General features: G+C 62.0%; 17 protein-coding genes and 3 tRNA genes. 8 read left to right on the forward strand and 12 right to left on the reverse strand.

Annotated elements, in window-relative coordinates; all coding sequences use genetic code 11:
* The coding region (gene tuf, locus NKH57_RS01220; protein ID WP_352941034.1) for an elongation factor Tu at positions 1–866 on the reverse strand (866 nt) is incomplete at its 3' end.
* Positions 867–1,180: 314 nt separating this feature from the next.
* Here tuf and NKH57_RS01225 point away from each other — a divergent pair.
* Positions 1,181–2,068: a DMT family transporter gene (locus NKH57_RS01225; protein WP_352941036.1), complete on the forward strand. Its 888-nt coding sequence runs from the start codon at positions 1,181–1,183 to the stop codon at positions 2,066–2,068.
* An 82-nt stretch (positions 2,069–2,150) separates the two neighbouring features.
* Here NKH57_RS01225 and NKH57_RS01230 read toward each other — a convergent pair.
* Positions 2,151–2,224 (reverse strand) — tRNA-Gly (locus tag NKH57_RS01230).
* 89 nt (positions 2,225–2,313) lie between these two features.
* Positions 2,314–2,398 (reverse strand) — tRNA-Tyr (locus tag NKH57_RS01235).
* A gap of 198 nt (positions 2,399–2,596) precedes the next feature.
* Here NKH57_RS01235 and rlmB point away from each other — a divergent pair.
* A complete protein-coding gene (gene rlmB, locus NKH57_RS01240; RefSeq protein WP_352941039.1) occupies positions 2,597–3,448 on the forward strand; it encodes a 23S rRNA (guanosine(2251)-2'-O)-methyltransferase RlmB in 852 nt (283 codons plus the stop codon).
* A gap of 117 nt (positions 3,449–3,565) precedes the next feature.
* Here the strand turns inward: rlmB and NKH57_RS01245 are convergent, their stop codons facing one another.
* From NKH57_RS01245 to gcl, 3 genes are read right to left on the reverse strand one after another with little or no spacing between them, the layout of a single operon-like run.
* Positions 3,566–4,642 (reverse strand): 2-hydroxy-3-oxopropionate reductase, encoded by a 1,077-nt coding sequence (locus NKH57_RS01245; protein ID WP_352941332.1) that lies wholly within the window; start codon positions 4,640–4,642, stop codon positions 3,566–3,568.
* Entirely contained in the window at positions 4,542–5,339 is a 798-nt protein-coding gene (gene otnI / locus NKH57_RS01250; RefSeq protein ID WP_352941041.1) for a 2-oxo-tetronate isomerase, read from the reverse strand. Before otnI ends, NKH57_RS01245 begins: the two co-directional genes overlap by 101 nt.
* Before the next feature lie 17 nt (positions 5,340–5,356).
* Entirely contained in the window at positions 5,357–7,138 is a 1,782-nt protein-coding gene (gene gcl, locus NKH57_RS01255) for a glyoxylate carboligase (RefSeq protein ID WP_352941043.1), read from the reverse strand.
* Positions 7,139–7,351: 213 nt separating this feature from the next.
* On the opposite strand from gcl, the gene bhcR reads away from it, so the two are divergent.
* On the forward strand, positions 7,352–8,170 hold the full coding sequence (bhcR, locus tag NKH57_RS01260; protein ID WP_352602467.1) for an HTH-type transcriptional regulator BhcR: 819 nt from the start codon (positions 7,352–7,354) through the stop codon (positions 8,168–8,170).
* A 69-nt stretch (positions 8,171–8,239) separates the two neighbouring features.
* Here the strand turns inward: bhcR and NKH57_RS01265 are convergent, their stop codons facing one another.
* Both NKH57_RS01265 and NKH57_RS01270 read right to left on the reverse strand, forming a co-directional pair.
* Positions 8,240–8,545, reverse strand: coding sequence for a BA14K family protein (locus NKH57_RS01265; RefSeq protein ID WP_352602469.1), 306 nt, complete (start codon positions 8,543–8,545; stop codon positions 8,240–8,242).
* 245 nt (positions 8,546–8,790) lie between these two features.
* The gene (locus tag NKH57_RS01270) at positions 8,791–8,958 is read right to left on the reverse strand and encodes a hypothetical protein (protein ID WP_352602471.1); all 168 of its coding nucleotides are present in this window, start codon (positions 8,956–8,958) and stop codon (positions 8,791–8,793) included.
* 154 nt (positions 8,959–9,112) lie between these two features.
* Between NKH57_RS01270 and NKH57_RS01275 the strand changes: the two genes are divergently transcribed.
* Positions 9,113–9,188: transfer RNA gene (locus NKH57_RS01275), tRNA-Thr, on the forward strand.
* 163 nt (positions 9,189–9,351) lie between these two features.
* Here NKH57_RS01275 and NKH57_RS01280 read toward each other — a convergent pair.
* A complete protein-coding gene (locus tag NKH57_RS01280) occupies positions 9,352–9,804 on the reverse strand; it encodes a MarR family winged helix-turn-helix transcriptional regulator (RefSeq protein WP_023759357.1) in 453 nt (150 codons plus the stop codon).
* A gap of 62 nt (positions 9,805–9,866) precedes the next feature.
* On the opposite strand from NKH57_RS01280, the gene NKH57_RS01285 reads away from it, so the two are divergent.
* On the forward strand, positions 9,867–10,976 hold the full coding sequence (locus NKH57_RS01285; protein ID WP_352941046.1) for an FAD-dependent oxidoreductase: 1,110 nt from the start codon (positions 9,867–9,869) through the stop codon (positions 10,974–10,976).
* A gap of 220 nt (positions 10,977–11,196) precedes the next feature.
* On the opposite strand, the gene NKH57_RS01290 is transcribed toward NKH57_RS01285, so the two are convergent.
* Positions 11,197–11,493, reverse strand: a complete 297-nt coding sequence (locus NKH57_RS01290; protein ID WP_352941049.1) for a hypothetical protein — start codon at positions 11,491–11,493, stop codon at positions 11,197–11,199.
* A 142-nt stretch (positions 11,494–11,635) separates the two neighbouring features.
* The gene (locus NKH57_RS01295; RefSeq protein ID WP_352941051.1) at positions 11,636–12,172 is read right to left on the reverse strand and encodes a DUF2569 family protein; all 537 of its coding nucleotides are present in this window, start codon (positions 12,170–12,172) and stop codon (positions 11,636–11,638) included.
* 318 nt (positions 12,173–12,490) lie between these two features.
* On the opposite strand from NKH57_RS01295, the gene NKH57_RS01300 reads away from it, so the two are divergent.
* Positions 12,491–13,840 (forward strand): calcium-binding protein, encoded by a 1,350-nt coding sequence (locus tag NKH57_RS01300; protein WP_352941054.1) that lies wholly within the window; start codon positions 12,491–12,493, stop codon positions 13,838–13,840.
* A gap of 204 nt (positions 13,841–14,044) precedes the next feature.
* Here NKH57_RS01300 and NKH57_RS01305 read toward each other — a convergent pair whose 3' ends face one another.
* Positions 14,045–14,659 carry a TetR/AcrR family transcriptional regulator gene (locus NKH57_RS01305; protein WP_023759364.1) on the reverse strand — a complete coding sequence of 205 codons (615 nt, stop codon included), beginning with the start codon at positions 14,657–14,659 and terminating at the stop codon, positions 14,045–14,047.
* A 91-nt stretch (positions 14,660–14,750) separates the two neighbouring features.
* On the opposite strand from NKH57_RS01305, the gene NKH57_RS01310 reads away from it, so the two are divergent.
* Both NKH57_RS01310 and NKH57_RS01315 read left to right on the forward strand, forming a co-directional pair.
* Positions 14,751–15,842, forward strand: a complete 1,092-nt coding sequence (locus NKH57_RS01310; RefSeq protein WP_352941056.1) for a polyamine ABC transporter substrate-binding protein — start codon at positions 14,751–14,753, stop codon at positions 15,840–15,842.
* 13 nt (positions 15,843–15,855) lie between these two features.
* Positions 15,856–16,701, forward strand: a complete 846-nt coding sequence (locus NKH57_RS01315) for an ABC transporter permease (RefSeq protein WP_352831062.1) — start codon at positions 15,856–15,858, stop codon at positions 16,699–16,701.

Raw genomic sequence — 16,701 nt, forward strand, 5'->3', positions numbered from 1 at the left:
ACCTGGCCGCGCTCGACACCTTCACGATCAACGCCGCGCAGCAGCGCGCCGATGTTGTCGCCGGCCTGGCCCTGATCGAGCAGCTTGCGGAACATCTCGACGCCGGTGCAGGTCGTCTTGGTCGTCGGACGGATGCCGATGATCTCGAGTTCCTCGCCGACCTTGACCACGCCGCGCTCGACGCGGCCGGTGACGACCGTGCCACGGCCGGAGATCGAGAACACGTCCTCGATCGGCATCAGGAACGGCTTGTCGAGCGGACGAACCGGCGTCGGGATATAGGCATCGACCGCAGCCATCAGCTCGCGGATCGCGTCCTCGCCGATCTTCTTGTCCGAATCTTCCAAAGCAGCCAGCGCCGAACCCTTGACGATCGGAATGTCGTCGCCGGGGAACTCGTTCTTGGTCAGAAGCTCGCGCACCTCGAGCTCGACCAGTTCGAGCAGCTCGGCGTCGTCGACCTGGTCGACCTTGTTCAAAAACACCACGATCGACGGCACGCCGACCTGACGGGCGAGCAGGATGTGCTCGCGGGTCTGCGGCATCGGGCCGTCGGCGGCCGACACGACCAGGATCGCGCCGTCCATCTGCGCGGCACCGGTGATCATGTTCTTCACATAGTCGGCGTGGCCGGGGCAGTCGACGTGAGCGTAGTGGCGGTTGGCCGTCTCGTATTCGACGTGCGCCGTCGAGATCGTGATGCCGCGCGCCTTCTCTTCAGGGGCAGCGTCGATCTGGTCGTAGCGCTTGTACTCGCCAAAATACTTGGTGATCGCCGCCGTCAGCGACGTCTTGCCATGGTCGACGTGGCCAATCGTGCCGATGTTCACGTGAGGCTTGTTACGCTCGAATTTACCTTTTGCCATAGTCTCTTTCCTTGGACGGCCCGGATCTTCAGTTCGGTCGAAGACCTTCAGTTCAGTCGAATGCGGGGCGATTAGCGACAAAGGCCAAAAAACACAAGCGTCTTTTGGCCGGGTGCCGTCTCACCCAGTCCGAACCATTGATCCGATTGCGGGGATGTGGCGCTGATATAGGGAGGCGCACCGCGAAATGAAATGGGTGGCGGGCCGATCGATCGATGCCGCGATAGCGTTGTCTTGCCTGCCCAATCCCTGTCTGATTCATGGCCAGGCCATGGACCATTGCTGAAGTCATCGAGGTCTGATCTCCTGACCGGATGCACTTCATCCCGCCCTCAATCCGTGGCCCGCTGTTCATGATCGTTTCGACGGGATCTTATCTCGTCAACGACACGATGATGAAGCTCGCGACGGCAGGCCTGCCGTCCTATGAAGTGCTGTTTCTGCGCGGTGCGGCGGCAGCGCTCTGGGGCTTCCCGCTGTTGTTGGCGCTGGGCTACGGCAAGCAGATCCCGCTGATCTTCGACCGCCATGTGCTGCGCAGGAACCTGCTCGAGCTGGCGGCGATCCTCTGCTATGTCGTGGCGCTCGCCAACATGCAGATCGCCGATTCCACCGCGCTTGGACAGATCACGCCGCTCTTGATGCTGGTCGGCTCCTCGATCCTGTTTGGCGAGCGGATCGGCGGCCGGCGCATGGCGCTGATCGGGCTCGGCTTCATCGGCGCGCTGATGGTGGCGCAGCCGACGATGCAAGGCATTTCGATCTACGCCCTGCTGGCGCTCGGCAATGCAGCGCTTGCGGCCGCGCGCGACCTTGCCGGCAGGCGGGTCTCGGCCGAGGTGCCGGGCATGATCGTGGCGATTTCCGCCGTCGTCGTCGTGCTGATCGGCGCCGGTGCCGCGCATCTGGTTTCCGAGCGCTGGGTGATGCCCGGGATGCACCACCTGCTGCTGATGGCCGGCGCCGGATTTTTCCTGATCTTCGGCCACTTCTTCATCTTCATGGCCTACCGCGTCGGACCGACCAGTGCTGTGGCGCCGTTCTACTATTGCTTCACCGTCTGGGCGGTTCTTTCAGGCCTGCTGGTGTTCGGGCAATTCCCCAACGCGCTAGCGATCTGCGGCATCCTGCTGGTTGTCGGCAGCGGGCTGACCATCGTGTCGCTGGATCAGCGCAAGCGCCGGCTGACTGTCGTCGCGTAGCCACCCTCTCATCGAGCCAACCAAACAGCACCGCGCGCGCCTTGCGCTGCGTTCCGGTCTACCGATCGTAGGAATGAAAATCTGGAGCGGGTAGCGGGAATCGAACCCGCATATTCAGCTTGGAAGGCTGCTGCTCTACCACTGAGCTATACCCGCGCCTTTCCTGAAGTACCGGATTCACCCGAAAAGCGCCATGCACTTTTCGGTCCGATTCTTCTCGCGTTTCAGGGCTTCCGGGCCGGCAGTGGTGGAGAGGGTTGGATTCGAACCAACGTAGGCTAAGCCAACGGATTTACAGTCCGTCCCCTTTAACCACTCGGGCACCTCTCCAATCTGCCGCCGGAGCCATGCAACGAGGCATTCGCGCCAATCCGGACCCGAGATATGTCTTCTCCGAAACCAGCGCAGCGCCTTATGGCGGCAAGCCCATTGGGTGTCAACCGCGCAACCAGGGTTTTTCGTTTCTGTTCGCCGGCTGCGGCGACGGGCCATATCCTTGACCGGAGGAGACCGCTATAGAAGCCAGCCATGAGCGATAAAACCAACACTCCCAAAGACACCCATTACGCCAAGCTGCGCCGCGCCTATCGCGACGAGAAAAGCGGCGGCGGCGCACCGACGTTCAGGCCGCGGCAGCCGGTTCCGCCGGGCGAAAATGCCGCGGACGGCCTGGTGCGGCTCTATGGCCTGCATACGGTGCGGGCGGCACTCGACAACCCGCGCCGCAAGATCAGGAAGATGCTGGTGACGCGCAATGCGGCCGAGCGCCTCGAAATCGCCGATCTCGCCGCCCTGCCCTTCAAGACGGAACTGGTCGAACCCAGGGACATCGACAAGGTCACCGGCTCGGACGCCGTGCACCAGGGCGTGGTGATCGAGGCCGAGCCGCTGAAACCGAAGCGGCTTGATGCACTTGGCGATGCCAAGCTGGTGCTGGTGCTCGACCAGGTCACCGATCCGCACAATGTCGGCGCCATCATGCGCTCGGCAGTCGCCTTCGGCGCCGGCGCGCTGATCACCACGGCTCGCCACAGCCCGCAGGAATCCGGCGTGCTGGCAAAATCCGCCTCCGGCGCGCTGGAGCATATCGACCAGATCGAGGTGAAGAACCTCGCCGACGCGCTCGGTCAACTGCACGAGGCCGGCTTTCAGACCATCGGCCTCGATTCGGACGGGCCGGCGGAACTCGAAACCAGCTTTGCCAGTGACAAGATAGCGCTGGTGCTGGGTGCGGAGGGCAAGGGCCTGCGCCAGAAGACGCGCGAGACGGTGACGACGCTGGCACGGCTCGACATGCCCGGCGCGATCCATTCGCTCAACGTATCGAATGCCGCGGCGATCAGCCTTTATGTGGCGCGGACATTTTTGAAGCGCGGCTGAGCCAGGACGGCAGAAACATCTCGAAACGAGAAACAGGTTCCAGCGACAGACGCCGGAACCCGCTCTTCGACGGGCAAGAGCTGGCGGCTTGGGAACGTTGCGCCACCCTCTCCTGACCTATGCCGCTTTGCCTTTGACGTCGCCTGCCGCGCTGCCGACCTCGAAATTCGCCATCCGCTCCAGCGCCCTGACCAGGGCCGAATGATCTTCCCTGGCGCCGCCATTGGCCGCGCAGGAGTTGAACAGCTGCTGCGTGGTCGAGGTGTTGGGCAGCGACACGCCGAGCGCCTTGGCACCCTCCAGCGCCAGGTTCAAATCCTTCTGGTGCAGTTCGATGCGGAAGCCTGGCGCGAAGGTGCGCTTGACCATGCGCTCGCCATGCACTTCCAGAATGCGCGAAGCCGCCAGCCCGCCCATCAGCGCCTGCCTGACCTTGGCCGGATCGGCGCCGGCTTTTGAAGCAAAAACAAGCGCTTCGGCGACGGCTTCAATGGTCAGCGCGACGACGATCTGGTTGGCGACCTTGGTGGTCTGGCCAACGCCGTTGGGGCCGACCAAAGTGATGTTCTTGCCCATCTTCTCGAAGATGGGTTTGGCGCGCTCGAACGGCTTTTCCTCGCCACCAACCATGACGGTCAGCGACGCAGCCTTGGCCCCGACCTCGCCGCCCGAGACCGGCGCGTCAAGATAGTCGCAACCCAGCTCGTTGATCTTCTTGGCAAAAACCTTGGTCGCGATGGGCGAGATCGAGCTCATGTCGATGACCAGCTTGCCCTTCGTCAGGCCGGACGCGACGCTGTTCTCGCCGAACAGCACGTCGGCCACCTGCGGGGTGTCGGGCACCATCAGCATGATGATGTCGGCAGCCTTGGCCACGGCCGCATGGCCGGAGACCGACTTCAGGCCCTTGGCGACGAGATCGGCAGGCGGCTTGGAGCGATGGTCGCTGGCGATCACCTCGTAGCCGGCGTCCAGCAGATGCCCAGCCATCGGCGCGCCCATGATGCCGAGGCCGATGAAACCGATGGTTTCCATTGTGGTTCTCCGTTTTTTTGTTAGGCGCGAAGGAACGCGACTTCTACTGCGATAGCCGCTAAGCCGCCGCGCTGCCCTGCCCGGCCAGTTCCTTGAACCAGCCCAAGCCGGCCTCCGTGCCGGCCTTCGGCTTGTATTCCGCCCCGATCCACCCGGAATAGCCGATGCGGTCGATGTGCTCGTAGAGGAAGGGATAGTTGATCTCGCCCGTCCCCGGCTCGTGACGGCCGGGATTGTCCGCAAGCTGGATATGCGCGATGCGGCTGAGATTAGTCTCGATTGTACGGGCGAGATCCCCCTCCATGATCTGCATGTGATAGATGTCGTATTGCAGGAACAGGTTCTTCGACCCGATACGATCGATCAGCGCCAGCGCCTGTTCGGAATGTGTGAGGAAGAAACCCGGAATGTCGCGCGTGTTGATCGGCTCGATCAGCAGCCTGATGCCGGCCTGTTCCAGCTTCTCCGCCGCGAAGGCGAGATTTTCGGCAAAGACATCCTCCAGCACCTTGCCGTCGGCGCCCGCCGGCGCGATGCCTGCCAGGCAGTTGACCTGCTGGCAGCCAAGCGCTTGCGCATAGGCGATCGCCTTGGCAATGCCCTGGCGGAATTCCGGCACGCGGTCCGGCAATGCGGCAATGCCGCGCTCGCCCTTGCCCCAGTCGCCTGCCGGCAGGTTGAACAGCACCTGGGTCAGGCCGTTCTTCTTCAGCCGGGCAGCGACGATTTCGGGCGCATGGTCATACGGGCCGATATATTCGACGCCCTTGAAGCCGGCGCGGGCGGCCGCGTCGAAACGGTCAAGGAAGTCATGCTCGCCAAAGAGCATCGACAGATTGGCCGAAAACCGTGGCATTCTTCTTGTCCTTCTTCTCAATCCAACATCACGATCGCCGTGGGCGCATCTTCCTGATGCTCGGCAAGGTCCTCGAATTCGGTGATCTTGTCGATCTCGGTGCCCATGGAGACGTTCGTGACGCGTTCGAGGATGAATTCGAGCACGACCGGAACCTGGTGTTCTTTCATCAGCCGGTGCGCCTCCTTGAAGGCGGCGGCGAATTCCTCGGGCTTGCGCACCCTGACCGCCTTGCAGCCCATCGCCTCGGCAACCGCAACGTGGTCGACGCCATAGCCGGCTTCCGGATCACCTGATCGGTTGATGTTCTCGAAGGCGAGACTGACCTCGAAATCCATCGAAAAACCGCGCTGCGCCTGGCGGATCAGCCCGAGATAGGCGTTGTTCACGACGACATGCAGATAGGGCAATTTGTGCTGTGCGCCGACCGCCAGTTCCTCGATCATGAACTGGAAATCATAGTCGCCAGACAGCGCGACGATGGTGCGGTCGGGATCGGCGGCGCGAACGCCAAGGGCTGCCGGCAAGGTCCAGCCGAGCGGGCCGGCCTGGCCGCAATTGATCCAGTTGCGCGGCTTGTAGACATGCAGGAACTGCGCGCCGGCGATCTGCGACAGGCCGATCGTGGTGACATAGGTGACGTCGCGACCAAACGCCTTGTTCATCTCCTCGTAGACGCGCTGCGGCTTCAGCGGCACCTGATCGAAATGCGTCTTGCGCTTCATCGTCTTCTTGCGAGCCTGGCACTCCTTGGCCCAGCCGGACCAGTCGCGCAGCTTTCCGGCCGTCTTCCACTCGGTGGCGACGTCGAGCAGCACCTTCAATGCCGCACCCGCATCCGACACGACGCCAAGGTCCGGCGCGAAGACACGGCCGATCTGGGTGGGCTCGATGTCGACATGGATGAATTTTTTGCCCTTGGTGTAGACATCGACCGAGCCGGTGTGGCGATTGGCCCAGCGGTTGCCGATGCCGAAGACGAAGTCGGCCTCCAGCATCGTCGCGTTGCCATATCGGTGCGAGGTCTGCAGCCCGCACATGCCGGCCATCAGCCGGTGGTCGTCCGGGATCGCGCCCCAGCCCATCAGCGTCGGGATGACCGGAACGCCCGAGATTTCGGCGAATTCGATGAGCAGATCCGACGCATCGGCGTTGATGATGCCGCCGCCGGCGACGACCAGCGGCTTCTCGGCCGCGTTGAGCATCGTCAGCGCCTTTTCGGCCTGCGCGCGCGTCATGGCCGGCTTGAACGGCGTCAGCGGCTCATAGGCATCGATGTCGAATTCTATTTCGGCCAATTGCACGTCGACCGGCAGGTCGATCAGCACCGGGCCGGGTCGAGACGAGCGCATCAAGTGGAAGGCCTTCTGCAGCGCCATAGGCACCAGATAGGGCTCCATGACGGTGACCGCCCATTTGGCGACAGGTGCGGCGATGGCTGATATGTCGACGGCCTGGAAATCCTCCTTGTTGAGGCGCGCGCGTGGCGCCTGACCGGTGATGCACAGGATCGGAATGGAATCAGCCGCGGCCGAATAGAGCCCGGTAATCATGTCGGTGCCGGCGGGGCCCGAGGTGCCGATGCAGACCCCGATATTGCCTGACTTGGCGCGCGTATAGCCTTCCGCCATGTGCGAGGCGGCCTCGACGTGACGGGCAAGCACATGGCGTATGGTGCCCCTCGCCTTCATCGCCGAATAGAACGGATTGATCGCCGCGCCCGGCACGCCGAAAGCGCAGGAAATGCCTTCTTTTTCGAGAACGAGAACCGCGGCATCGACAGCGCGCATCCTGGCCATTTCCAGCCCTCCACAGGGTTTGTCATTGTTGGATTGGCCAAGGATGCCAGCAAGTCAGCTATTTTTCAATTTTTTCAGAATATTTTTTCATTTCTAGAAAACTGCGACTATATCCTGATTTTATTGGATTTTCTGTTTTCCAGAAACGCATCCATCCGACCGAGTGAAAAAGTTTTTCATTGTGTGTTTGGCGAAATCGGCGAGAATGGCGACATGGAAACAACAGAGAAACGCCAGCGCGGCCGCCCGCGCGCTTTCAACGGCCCATCGGAGGCTTCGGTGCAGTCGCTCGATCGGGCGTTGCGTATCCTGGCCATCGTCGCGGAGGGCAGCGGCCTTTCGTTGAGCGAGATATCGGCGCAAAGCGGCTTGGCCGCCTCCACCGCCTACCGCATGCTGACGACGCTGCAAAACCACGGCATGGTCGAATTCGATACCAGCGATCAGTTGTGGTCGATCGGCGTCGAGACCTATCGCATGGGCGCGGCCTTCCTGCGCCGCCGCAAGCTGGTCGACCGCGCCCGTGTCGTCATGCAGGAGCTGATGGAGAGAACCGGCGAGACCGCCAATCTCGGAGTCGCCGAGGATGATTGCGTGATCTTCGTCAGCCAGGTCGAGACGCATCAGGCGATCCGCGCCTTCTTCCGGCCGGGCACACGCAGCCCTTTCCATGCGTCGGGCATCGGCAAGGCGGTGCTGGCGCATCTCGAGCCGGAGCGCGTCGGAACTATCCTGCGCAAGGCAGGGCTGCAGCGCTTCACCGACAAGACGCTGTCCGACATCTCCGCCCTCGCCCACGATCTGGCACGAATCAAGCTGCGCGGCTGGTCGGTCGACGACGAGGAGCGGCACCCCGGCATGCGCTGCGTGGCGGCCGCCATCTTCAACGAATTCGGCGAGCCGATCGGCGGCGTTTCGGTCTCCGGGCCGACCGTGCGGGTAACGCCGGAGCGGCTGGCCGAAATCGGCCCGCTGGTGCGCGATGCCGCGGCCGAAGTGACCAGGATGATCGGCGGCGTCAGCTCGGCCTGAGATCATACGAACAGCGAAAAGAGAGGCGGTGGGGCGCCCCTCTTTACAGCTGATTGAAGCCACCTCCTCTCAGAGCCGGCAGTAGTGACGATAGCCGTCGTGGCCGATATAGGTGTCGGAGTCGACGTCGTAGCTGGCGTAACGATCGTAGCAGCGGCGGACATGCCATGAGCCGCCGTCTTCGTCGACATAAACGGTGCGCGGCTGCTGGGAGAGCAGGCTGCCCAGCACGAAACCGCCAACGCCTGCGGCGATGCCGATGCCGATGTCGCGGTTGTGATGGTTGTGGGCCGCCGAGGGCTGAACGGTGCCGAGCAGAGAGCTGGCGGCGACGGCGGTGGCGATGACGCCGGAAACGAGTGTGCGCGTGAACATGATGATCTCCTTGCTTCGTTGACCGAGGCGATCCATCCGCCTCTTGATCATCTGTCGTCGCGGCAAGGAAAAAGGTTCGAATCTTTTTTCGATTTTTCTGGAACGGCTTGGTTCGCTTGGGCCGAGGTCGTGCTGGCGGCCAGTTCGGCCCGCAGAGATCGGCGAGGACGTTGACGATGGCCAATGTCCTCTTTGCTAGGGAGATCGGTAGCTTCGCCGGCGGTGCCTACTTCGTGGCTACTCTCTCACCCCATGCCCGTGACGTGGCGAAGCCAGAAGGCGAGCGCGATGAAGCCGATGATGGTGGTCACGCCGGCCCAGTCGACATTGGCCTTCTTCACATCGTTGATGATCTTCACCAGCAGCATCCAGGCTACGAAGATGATCGGGAGAATGATGACAAATCTGATCATGCCACACCCCTGCTCGAAGCGATTGCAACGTTTCCATATGTAGGAAACAATCCGGCGGTTTTCAGGATGCCCTCTCCGACAGCCCATACGACATGCCTGATAAAACGGAGTTTTGTCTTTACTGGCGCAACAAATATGCTAACCGGAGCGCCGTGCCCTTGTAGCTCAGCTGGTAGAGCAGCGGTTTTGTAAACCGAAGGTCGGCGGTTCGATTCCGTCCGGGGGCACCATCCCTGTTATTCCCTTTCGCCGAAGCCTCTACGCTCCTTCTTCTGCCTATCCCTGAAATCGTTGTCATTTTCGGCGTACACGGCATCCCACACGAGCCTCGACGACGTTCGGGAACAGTTCGGTCGGTTTACCGCTAACCGCAATTCGATCGGTATGCTTTGCTCACTGCTCAAGCGCTTCGATATTCGCGAGGACGCGCTGGAGCAGCGACACGAGTGTGTCGACCTCCTCCGGCGACAGACCTTTCATGATATCGGCATTGCCCTGCCGCAGTATCGCGCGGCCAGCCGGCAATCGCGCAAGCGCTTCGTCCGTCAGCGATATCAGGCTCGAGCGCCCGTCGCGCGGATCGGGCTCACGCTTGACGATGCCATCGCGCTCCATCCGGGCGAGCATCTGAGCCATGGTCGGCTGCTCCACCTTCGCCCAACGCGCGAGTTCCGTCTGTGACAGTCGTTCTCCATCCTTGAGTGCCACCAGTACGGGCAACTGCGCCGTGGCGAAGCCGAGGTCGCGCAGCCGCGCGTCGCCGATACGGCTCAGTTCGCGTGCGATACGGCTGAAGTAATGGCCAGGATGGCGAAGCGGCTCCCAATCATCATCGGTATTGGGCATTGCATAGGCTCCTATGTTCATTTACATAGGCTCCTATGTACATGGAGGTTGATGATATGGCAATGGATCGGATCGCGATCATCGGCGGCGGCCCCGGCGGGCTGTTGCTGGCGAGACTGCTGCAAATGGGCGGTCTCTCCCCCGTCGTGTTCGAGCGGGATGCGCATGCCGGGGAGCGGCCGCAAGGCGGATCGCTCGACCTGCATGACGAAACTGGCCAACGCGCGATGCGGCTGGCGGGCCTAGAAGCCGAGTTCACCACTGCGGCCCGCCCCGAGGATCAGGGGGACCGGCTTTACGACGTTGACGGCACCCTGCTGTTCGACCGCAACGGGCCCGCTGACGATCGGCCCGAAATCGATCGGACGATCCTGCGTCAGATCCTTCTGGATGCGCTCACGCCCGGCACGGTGCGCTGGGGACATCGCGTCCTCGAAATCACGCCTGCCGACGATGGCCATGCGCTGATCGGCGATAGGTGGTGCGAGCGCTTCGATGTGGTGGTCGGCGCAGATGGCGCATGGTCGCGCGTTCGACCGCTGCTCAGCCATGCCGTGCCAGTCTATGAAGGCGTGACATTGGTCGAACTGGGCTTCGACGTAGAACGGCATCCCGCCATCGACGCACTGACAGGCAGTGGCAAGATGTTTGCGGTCGGCAACAATCGCGTACTGATCACCCAGCGAAACGGGCTCGGCCATATTCGCGGATATGCCGGCCTGCGCCTGGACGAGGCGACCGCGCGGAACTGGCAGGCGGTGTCACCCGAAAGGGTGCGCGCAGAGTTGCGTGGGCCCTTCGCCGAATGGGCTCACGCGTTGAAGGAAATCATCGAGACCGGGGATTTCATCGCGGTCCGTCCACTCTATGCGCTGCCTGTCGGGCATCGCTGGACCAGTCGTTCGGGGCTGACTCTCCTGGGCGATGCGGCGCACCTGATGTCTCCCTTCTCGGGTGAAGGGGTGAATCTCGCGCTCGCCGATGCGGTTGATCTCGCCGACGCATTGACCTCGGGCCACGGCTGGCGGGCCGTCACCGGATATGAAGAGGCAATGGCGGGACGGGCTGCCATCGCGGCGGAAGGGGCTGCTCAGGGCCTGAGCGGCGCCTTCTCGTCCGAGGGAGCTAGTCCGGTTTTGCAACATTACTTGTCACGGGTGAATGAACATTGACAGCCGACAAGGTGGTTGGACCCCGGTGGTACCCAGTTCACTGGCGGGTAACTTGGTTACTGGCAGTCACAAGAGGCACCGATAACTTTGCAGCTTGATGAGCTTTCGTGCCCTTCTTCACCGGGCACGCGAGGTCGACTTTATGGATGTCGCGCTGTTTTACGCCGCCTTGTTCTATGTCGGCTGGATCGCGAGCGCCGGTCCAACATAAACAATGCAGCTAGCTTAGTAGGTCCGCCATTTCAAACCCAATCGCCGCCACCAATATCCGGTTCTGCCTCCGTATCGCCGCGCGCAGTTCCGGTATCTTCGCCGCGTCGCGCTTCACGAACTCAATGAACATCATGTTCATGTTGTTGAAGACCAGTTCGCCGAGCGCTTCCCCATCGATGCCGCACCAGGCCGAGCGCCTGCAGCCGGGCGATGAGCGCGCGGGTCTGCTTGGTGAGCGCGCGGTCTTGCCCGGTATAGGCCTGGCCGAACGGGCCACTTGCCCGGTGGCATCGCGCTCTGCCAAAACAGGACGGACGTCCTGTTATCCGACAGCATCCTCTCTGACGGCACGCTGATCGATCGACGTCTATCACTCGGACATCCCCGACTACATGGCGACACTCACTCGCCTGAGCGACCTTGATGTCCGACCGCACCGATATCTTCTATGAGGCGCTTGCTACTTGGCCGGAAGCGATCGTGCGAGTGAACGTATTCCTCACCCTCACTGACTTATAGACATAAGCGGTCCAGATGCCGGTCCCTACAAACGACGCTATGGCTGCCAGCAACGCATCACCTGCGAGCACCTTGTTCGCCGGAACGCCCAGAACTGACGCGATCCAGATGGTGTCCAGGATGAATACGACCGGAATTGCAAACCACTGGAACAGAAACAACCGCGGGAAGCGGTGGCTTCGCCGCAGCATCGAAACGAGCACAACCAGCTGAAGCGCCAGAAATGCCAGATTGAGAGCAAGCTCGCCATAGGCCGCCATGACCCCGTTCGGGAGAGCCATGAGTTGCTGGTAGCCTTCGGCCGAAATGGCCAAGTTGGCGAGTGTGCGCAGCGGTGACAATGCCTGGCCGATCGCCAGCAGCATCAGCCAGCCGCCGATGCCTACAAGAGCCGCAGGATTCTGTGACGGCTTCGTGGCTGATCGAACAGCAAAGAAAACAGGCACGCCGATCAACAGCAGCATGATCGCCCAATGCCAGATGGAAAACGCCCCCTCCGGGCGACCAGAGGGCAAATCCGCGCGGTGAGCGAGCGATCGGGCCCGGTACAGGCCTGGCCGAACGGGCTGTCGGGCAGTTGTGTCGAGATCGCCATCGCCTGCCGCCACATCTCCTGGGCCAGATAGTGCAGCGAGGTGCTTGATAGGATGTCGATCACCTTCCGATTTTTTGACACATTTTGTGATTTGCACGATAACGCTAACGGGGCTCTGGTAGGCGCAGGCCTTTCCGGCTTCAGGCACTTGGCGGAATGGGCGGGGCGGGGTGAAAGGTGGCCAACCATGGCCCAGGCAAGCACCATTGTCTTAAGCGGCGACTATGGCTACACCCAGTATAAGGCATCCGGCCTGCCCGCCGATACCACCATCGATGCCACCGACGCCTCGTGGATCGTCGCCAATCAGGGAAGCCCCACCAACCTCTATCCCTTCGCGGTCGTCAACCCCGGCGCCAACCTCCTGGCATTTGGCGGCACGATCAACGGCACGGTCTCCCAAACCGGCGACTGGGAGGACATTTACGTCAACTCCGCCGCAGTCCGTATAAATTCAGCCCACAACTTTGTCATCGACGATTGGACGGTTACCCAGCCCTGGGATGGCATCCGTGTCGGCGGCACGGGCACCTTCGTCATCGAGGATAGCTATGTCGGCTACTCCCGCGACGACGCGGTCGAGGACGATGACGTCATCGGCGGCACGATCAAGGATTCCCTGTTCGACCACGTGTTTTCCGGAGTGAGCCTTGGCGACGGTGACGTTGATGGGTCTGACAACACGGTCATCATGGATGGCATGCTTCTGGGCATGGGAGAGTACCTTCGCAAAGGCGAGATGACCCACGGTTCGCCGTTTAAACTCGACAAGGGGACAGGCTCTAACGATATCGTGCCCAGCCTGCACTTTATCGATTGTGTGGTGGCGATCACCGACGTGAACCACAACGGCATGGAGCGGCTGCAGCGGGCCTGGGACAAGACGGTCGAGTCGCACGGCAACTACTATCTCAACCTCTCTGACACGCCGCTGCCGTCCAGTTATCCAATGCCGCCCGACGGTTGGACGGTCCTTCAAGGCCAGGCGGCGCGCGACTACTGGGCCAACGCCAAGGCGGTCTGGCATGCAGCCCATGACGGGACTGACCAGCCACCGTCACCGCCGACCCCGCCTACCGACCCGGCCACGGGAACTACCGGGGACGACACTTTTTTCGGCACTGCCGCGGCCGATACCTATGATGCTTTGGCTGGCAACGACATACTGTGGGGCCGGGGTGGCAACGACGTGCTCAACGGTGGCGCCGGCAAGGACACCTTCGTGTTTGACACGGCCTTTGGCCCGGACAATGTCGCTACGCTCCCCGACTTCCACGCAGCGGACGACGCGCTCTATCTCGACAACGCCGTCTTCACCAGCCTCGGTCCCGGTTCCTTGTCCAGCCCGACGCAGGTGAACTCGTCCTATTTCGAGTTGCGCCAACACGCCACCAGCCATAACGATTACCTGCTCTACAACCAGACCACGGGCATTCTGTACTATGACCCCGATGGCTCGAAATCGGCCGCTCAGATGGAAATCGCCCACCTACAGGCCGGGGCGGTCCTGACCTTCCACGACGTGTACGTCATTTGATCGCCGAGGCGATCACACATGGCACTACGAAGCTGGGCGTGAGGTCCGACGAGCTACGCCGGATTCTGTGAAGGCTTATTGGCGGATCGGACTGCAAAGATCCCTCCCCTAGAGATGCCGCTATGGGTTGCACCTCAGGTTCGACTCAAGAGGGCTGGGCACCGTCGCCTTCCAACGATCGATGCCGCCGCCTGTTCCTGGCAATTACACCCCGATCGCCGCCACCAGTATCCGGTTCTGCCTGCGTATCGCCGCGCGTAGCTCCGGTATCTTCGCCTTGTCGCGCTTCACGAACTCGATGAACATCATGTTCATGTTGTTGAAGATCAATTCGCCGAGCGCTGCCCCGTCGATGTCCTGCCGCACAAGGCCGAGCGCCTGCAGCCGGGCGATCAGCGCGCGGATCTGTTCGGTCAGCGCGCGGTCAAGCGCGGTGTAGGCCTGGCCGAACGGGCTGTCTGGCAGTTGCGTCGAGATCGCCATCGCCTGCCGCCACATCTCCTTGCTGAGATAGTGCAGCGAGTGCTCGATATAGATGCCGACCAGCGTGTCCAGCGCATCGCCGACATTGGCCGGCGGCCTGGCGACCACGCCTTGTCCGGCATTCAGCACCTCGTTGACCTCCAGCGAGACGATGGCGCCGAGGATGTCGCCCTTATTCTGGTAGTAATTATAGATGGTGCCGATCGAGACCTCGGCCTGGGCAGCGATAGCCTCGATCTTGGCACCCTCATAACCGGCGTCGCGGAAAAGCTCCGCGGCCGCCTCGATGATGCGGCGGTGCCGATCCGCCTTTTGCCTTGCCCGCAATCCGCTCATCGTAGCCTCTTGCCATAAAAACAGAATTGACTCAATTTTAGAATTGGTTCAATTTTTTGCAAGAAGCCACAAAGGCAAGGGAGAACACTCGATGTCCGCTAAACCTACATCCAGGAATCCGCTTTCCATTCTGAAGAGCCATCTGCATGCGGCGTGCGCCGCCACGGCACTGCTGCTCGGGGCCAGCAGTCTAGCCCAGGCCGCTGACCTCAACGCGCTGATCTGGTGCGATCACGCCGATCCGGCGCTGCTGCAACCCTTCGAAGAGGCCAATGGCGTCAAGGTCAACGTCAAGGAATTCGAGGGCACCGGCGCTGGGCTCGCCATCGTCGAACAGTCGCAGCCCGGCGACTGGGACGTGATGGTGATCGACAGCATCGACGTGCCGCGCGGCGTCGAGAAAGGCCTGTTCGAGCCGCTGCCGGAAGACAGACTGCCGCTGGCCGACCTGTTCCCGCAGGTGAAGATGGACGGCTCCACCGTGGTCGGCGGCAAGCGCTACGGCATCACCGAAAAGTTCGGCTACAACACGATCGGCTACAACAAGACCAAGGTCGATCCGGCCGATATGCAGTCGATGGCGGCGCTGACCGGCGACAAGTACAAGGGCAAGGTCGCCATCTACGACTACTATCTGCCGGTCATCGGCATGGCCGCGCTGGCCATCGGCAAGAAGACGGCGGATCTGACCGAAGCCGACCTGCCCGCCCTCAAGGACGAACTTCTCAAGATGAAGGCCAATGCCAAGCTTGTCGGCGAAGTGACCGCCAGCCAGACGGCGCTGGCGACCGGCGAGGTCGACATACTTGTTGGTGGCGGCGAATGGGTGACGGCGGGGCTGGCCAAGGAAAACCCGGCGCTGGACTTCTCTATTCCCAGAGAAGGTGCAGTTCTGTGGTCGCAGTCGCTGGCCATGTTCAAGGATTCCAAAAATAAGGACATGGCGCTGAAATTCATCCAGTACATCATGAGCCCGGAAGGCCAGGCGCGGCTTGCCACCTCGTCCTGCTACTGGGGCATGCCGGCGAACACCAAGGCGACGCTGACCGACGAGCAGAAAAAGATCCTGCGTTTCGACGAGCAGCCGGGCTTCCTCGCCCGCGCCCAGTCCTATCCGGCGCCGAACGCCGATCTCGACAAGAAGATGCAGGATATGTGGACCGAAATACTGCAGGCAAAATGAGCGATTGCGGCTGATGAAGTCAATTGGAAGCAACGGGCGTGCCTTGCCCTGGGCGCTGGTGACGCCAGCGCTCAGCTGGACGCTTTTGTTCTTCGTGCTGCCCTTCATCGCCATGGGGCTGTCCAGCCTGACGGCGCATGAGGGCGGCGGCTTCACGGCGTCCAACTACAGCCAGTTCTTCACCAACCCCTCCTACTGGCAAGCGATGGTGAACTCGCTTGAGGTGACGGCGATCGTCACCGTCGTCTCCGTGCTGCTCGCCTACCCGTTTGCCTGGATCCTGGCGGAACAGGTGCCGGAACGCTGGCAACGGCTGGCGCTGATGCTGGCCGTGCTGCCGTTCTGGACCTCCTATGTCGTGCGCTCCTATTCCTGGCTGCTGGTGCTGGCACAGAACGGCGTGGTCAACCGGGCGCTGACCGGCACCGGCCTGTTCAGCGAGCCGCTGCAACTCGCCAATACACGGTTCGCCACCGTCACCGGCTTCGTGCATTTCTTCATCATGCTTTTGACGCTGACGATCTTCGCCAACCTCAAGCAGCTCAGCCCGAGCTACCGCAAGGCCGCCGCCGATCTCGGCGCCGGGCCGGTGCGCACCTTCCTGCATGTCGTCCTGCCGCTGACTTTGCCCGGCATCATGGTCGGCGCCTTCCTCACTTTCGTGCTGTGTATCGGCGACTACATCACGCCGCAGATCCTGGGCGGCAACAACGAGCTCCTGATGCCGCAGTTGGTGATGATGCAGATCGGCCGGCGCGGCGACTTTCCGCTGGCCTCGGCGCTGTCGATCATCCTGATGGCGGTGGTCACCTTTGCCTATCTCGGCTGCGCGCGCTGGCTTAAGATCGAGCGGGCCTGA

This window comes from Mesorhizobium sp. M1050, from assembly GCF_040318715.1.
Classification (GTDB): Bacteria; Pseudomonadota; Alphaproteobacteria; order Rhizobiales; family Rhizobiaceae; genus Mesorhizobium.